This is a genomic window from Microbacterium sp. H6, assembly GCF_003314775.1.
Classification (GTDB): Bacteria; Actinomycetota; Actinomycetes; order Actinomycetales; family Microbacteriaceae; genus Microbacterium; species Microbacterium oxydans.
The window spans coordinates 1-4,678 of the sequence record NZ_QOAY01000289.1 but is presented as its reverse complement, the minus strand read 5'-3'; the positions used below and the strand labels follow the sequence as shown (position 1 = coordinate 4,678).

The following is a 4,678-nucleotide window of genomic DNA, read 5'->3' as shown; positions in this document are numbered from 1 at the left end:
CTGAGCAGCGCGGCCACCGGCAGCGCGAGCGTCACCGCCGGGAGGACGATAGTGGCGGGGTTGCGGGCTCCGGAGACCGGAAACCACCCCAGTCCGAAGGCGAAGACGCTGAGGAGGACCAGTCCGATCCAGAACACCGGAGACGAGAGCACCACCAGCTCCACCGCCGCGGCGGCCGTGCGTCCTGCGTCGCCGCGTACGAGGACGGCGACCCCGACGGCGAGCACGACGGCGATCACCAGTGCGAGCACGGAGAGCTGTACCGTCGCTCCCAGCTGGCGTCCGATCACCTCTGTGACCGGCATCCGCAGCTGGTACGACTCCCCCAGGTCCCCGCGGGCCAGCTGGCCGATGAAACCGAGGTACTGCTCCCACGGCGGCCGGTCCAGTCCCAGGTCGGCGCGGATGCCGTCCTTGACCGCCTCACTCACCTGTGCCTGAGGTCCCAGCATCACCGACACGGGATCTCCGGGGATCACTCGGAACGCGAGGAATGCGACGGTGGCGGCGCCCCACAGGACGATGACGACGGAGGCGATCAGGCCGGCGATGCGGACGAGAGCAGCCTTCACCACCCGTGCCCTCCGCTCAGCCGGCGGTTCAGCCGACGGTCACATCGTAGAACAGCGGACGGCCGTACAGGTCGTACTCGACGCCCTCGACGCGGTCGCCGACGGCCGTGATCGCCGACGGGCTGTACAGCGGCACGATGGCGGTGTGCGTGGCGTTCCACTCCTGCAGCTGGGTGTAAAGCCCGTTCCGCGTGTCCTGATCGCTCGTCGCGACGGCCTGTTCCAGCAGCGCATCGATCTCGGGGTCGCTGACCTGTGAGGCGTTCTGGAACCCGTCGGTGTGCAGGTGACTGCGCAGCAGGTCGGGGTCGACACCGGAGAAGCCCCAGTCGGTCAGGTCGAACGTCTTCGGCTCGTACTGCTCGTTGTAGGCGCCCGGTTCGAGCACCTCGCGCTCGACCTCGAAGCCGATCCCCTTGAGGTCGGACTGGATCGCGTTGGCCAGCGCGGCACGGTCGTCGGGAACCGGAGTCCAGGCGATCCAGCGCACCGAGAGGCGCTTGCCGTCCTTCATGCGGATCCCGTCGGTGTCGCGGGCCGTCCAGCCGGCCTCGTCGAGGAGCGTGTTCGCCGCATCCTGGTCGAACGGCCAGCTGCCCTCGAGGGACGCGTCGTAGCCCGGAGTCGTCGACCCGAGGATGCTCCACGCCCGCGGGAACTGCCCGAAGTAGATCTCCTCCACCGCGGCGTCGATGTCGATGCCACGGGCGAACGCCTGACGCACCTTCTCGTCGGCGAAGACTCCGTACTTCTCGTTCAGATACAGCGAGTACGGCAGCCCCGGGTACTCGATCGAGTCGACCGTGATGCCGTCGCCGAGGTCCTTCGCGAGGTTCGGCGGGATGTTGCTGGCCAGGTCGGCTTCACCGCTTTCGACGACGCCCGCGCGCACAGACGCCTCCGGCTGGATCTCGACGCGCAGGGTCTCGAACTTCGGAGCCTCAGCGTCGTGCGGGCCCCAGGCGTAGTCGTCGTTGCGGGTGTAGACGATCTCCTGGTCGGGTGTGTACTCGGTGAGCTCGAACGGGCCGGTGCCGACGGTGATCCCGGGGCCGCCCGCTTTGAGCTTGTCGGCCGACTTCTCCAGCGCGGCAGGCGAGTAGAAGCCGAGCTGCGGCGTGCTCGCCGCCTGCAGGAACGGCGCGTAGGGCTGCGTGAAGGTCACCTTGACGGTGTGATCGTCGACGACCTCGGTGCCGTCGTAGAAATCGGCGCCGAGCATGCTGGCTGCCTGGGCCGACGCGGTCTCGGGGTCGACGATGCGGTCGAAGTTCGCCTTGACGGCGGCAGCGTCGAACTTCTCGCCGTCGGTGAAGGTCACGTCGTCGCGGAGCGTGAAGGTGTACTCCGTGCTGTCCGGTGAGACGTCCCAGCTCTTCGCGAGCCACGGGCTGAACGATCCGTCGTCCTCCTGGAAGACCAGGGAGTCGAGCACCGCCCGCTGCACCATGCCGGAGACATCGAGCTGGCTGACCTGCGGATCCATGTGCCCTGCGGACAGATTCGCGCCCTCGATCGACCACACGAGCTCCCCGCCCTCCCCATCGGCGCCGGGCGCAGCACACGCACTGAGTACCAGCGCAGCGGCGGCGGTGAGCGCCGCGAAGGGCAGGAGACGGCGCACAGATCTTGCGGGCATGACGGTTCCTCTGGACGAGCGGGTCGGGGTCCCTCCATCCTACGGCTGATTCTTGGACGGGGTCGATCTGCGCCGGCGACCCGTCACCGTGACGCTCGGTAGACTGTTCGGCACACCCCACACTCAGGCACGCTCACACAGTGCCGCATACATCGCTCGAGGAGACCTCCATGCCTGCTTCCGAAACGGCGCAGAACCCCATTCCCGACAAGCCAGCACTCGAAGGTCTCGAAGCGAAGTGGGACGCCGCCTGGGCTGAGCAGGGCACGTACCTGTTCGACCGTCTGCGCGCCGCCGAGCTCGGCCGTGAGGGCGTCTACTCGATCGACACCCCGCCGCCGACCGCCTCCGGCAGCCTCCACATCGGCCACGTGTTCTCCTACACGCACACCGACGTCAAGGCGCGGTACGAGCGCATGCGCGGCAAGACCGTGTTCTACCCGATGGGCTGGGATGACAACGGCCTGCCCACCGAGCGCCGCGTGCAGAACTACTACGGCGTGCGCTGCGACCCGTCTCTCCCCTACGACGCCGACTTCACCCCTCCCTTCGAGGGCGGCGACAACAAGTCGAGCCGGGCTGCCGACCAGCGGCCGATCAGCCGCCGCAACTTCATCGAGCTGTGCGAGCGCCTCACGATCGAGGACGAGAAGCAGTTCGAGGCCCTGTTCCGTCAGCTCGGGTTGAGCGTCGATTGGACGCAGACCTACCGCACCATCTCCGACGACACGATCCGGCAGAGCCAGCTCGCGTTCCTCCGCAACATCGAGCGCGGCGAGGCATACCAGGCCCTCGCGCCGACGCTGTGGGACATCGACTTCCGCTCCGCGATCGCGCAGGCCGAGCTCGAGGACCGCGACCAGCAGGCCGCGTACCACACGATCGAGTTCCCCTTCGCTGACGGCTCCGGCTCCATCGCGATCGACACCACGCGCCCGGAGCTCCTCCCGGCGTGCATCGCGATCGTGACCCACCCCGAGGGGCCGCACAAGCACCTCATCGGCACCAAGGTGCGCACGCCGTACTTCGGCGCCGAGATCGAGATCCACGGCCACCACCTCGCCCAGCCCGACAAGGGCACCGGTGCGGCGATGGTCTGCACCTTCGGCGATGTGACCGACATCATCTGGTGGCGCGAGCTGCGCACCACCGCCGGCGAGTCCCTGCCGAACATGACGGCGATCGGTCTCGACGGCCGCTTCCTCGCCGAGGCGCCGTCGATCGTCACAGACCCCGACGCGCGTTCCTGGTACGTGGAGAACGTGGCGGGCAAGACCGTCTTCAGCGCCCGCAAGGCGATCGTGGAGAAGCTGCAGGAGACCGGCGACATGACCGCCGTCGGCAAGCCCTTCCAGCACGCCGTGAAGTTCTTCGAGAAGGGCGACCGCCCGCTCGAGATCGTCTCGACCCGGCAGTGGTACATCCGCAACGGCGCCCGCGACGGCGAGCTGCGCGACCAGCTCCTCGCGCACGGAACCGAGCTGGCGTGGCACCCCGACTTCATGCGGGTCCGCTACGAGAACTGGGTCGGCGGCCTCACCGGCGACTGGCTCGTGTCCCGGCAGCGGTTCTTCGGCGTGCCGATCCCGCTCTGGTACGCGTTGGACGAGAACGGCGAGCGCGACTACGACCGGGTGCTCACCCCGGATGCGGCCGCGCTGCCCATCGACCCGACCACGGATGTCCCGGCGGGCTACACCGAGCAGCAGCGCGGGGTGCCGGGCGGGTTCGATGCCGAGGCCGACATCCTCGACACCTGGGCGACGTCCTCCCTGACCCCGCAGCTCGCGGGCGGCTGGCAGCGCGACGAGGAGCTGTGGCAGCTCACTGCTCCGTTCGATCTGCGCCCGCAGGGACAGGACATCATCCGCACCTGGCTCTTCTCGACCATGCTGCGCTCCACGCTCGAAGACGGCCGCACCCCATGGAAGAACGCCGCCATCTCCGGCTTCATCGTCGACCCCGACCGCAAGAAGATGTCGAAGTCGAAGGGCAACGTCGTCACCCCGGCCGACGTGCTCGACACCCACGGCTCTGACGCGGTGCGGTACTGGGCGGCCTCGAGCCGACTCGGCATGGACGCGGCCTTCGACCCGCAGAACCCGACCCAGGTGAAGATCGGCAGGCGTCTCGCCATCAAGGTGCTCAACGCCGCGAAGTTCGTGCTGTCGTTCCCGGTGCCCGCGGGCGCGCAGGTGACGCACGCGCTCGACGCCTCGATGCTCACGGCGCTCGACGAGGTGGTGGCCGAGGCGACCGCCGCCTTCGACCGGTACGACGCGGCCAGGGCGCTGGAGTTGACCGAGGCGTTCTTCTGGACGTTCTGCGACGACTACCTGGAGCTCGTGAAGGAGCGCGCCTACAACCAGAACGACGTGGGCCAGGCCTCGGCCGCCCTCGCGCTGCGTCTGGCGCTGTCCACGCTTCTCCGCCTGCTCGCGCCGGTGCTCTCCTTCGCCACGGAGGA

Annotated in this window: 3 protein-coding genes; 1 reads left to right on the top strand and 2 read right to left on the bottom strand. The window is 68.6% G+C overall.

What is annotated here, in order from left to right; all coding sequences use genetic code 11:
* Window positions 1-575 (bottom strand): ABC transporter permease (locus DSP71_RS24310; RefSeq protein ID WP_258546548.1); only part of this gene is annotated, 575 nt, incomplete at its 3' end.
* A 25-nt stretch (window positions 576-600) separates the two neighbouring features.
* Entirely contained in the window at window positions 601-2,211 is a 1,611-nt protein-coding gene (locus tag DSP71_RS18675; RefSeq protein WP_113681794.1) for an ABC transporter substrate-binding protein, read from the bottom strand.
* A 170-nt stretch (window positions 2,212-2,381) separates the two neighbouring features.
* Between DSP71_RS18675 and valS the strand changes: the two genes are divergently transcribed.
* A partial coding sequence (valS, locus tag DSP71_RS18670; RefSeq protein ID WP_113681793.1) for a valine--tRNA ligase occupies window positions 2,382-4,678 on the top strand: 2,297 nt, incomplete at its 3' end.

What these genes read in the sequence shown, in the direction of transcription:
- DSP71_RS18675 (WP_113681794.1), bottom strand. Translation starts at nt 2,211, where the DNA reads ATGCCCGCAAGATCTGTGCGCCGTCTCCTGCCCTTCGCGGCGCTCACC.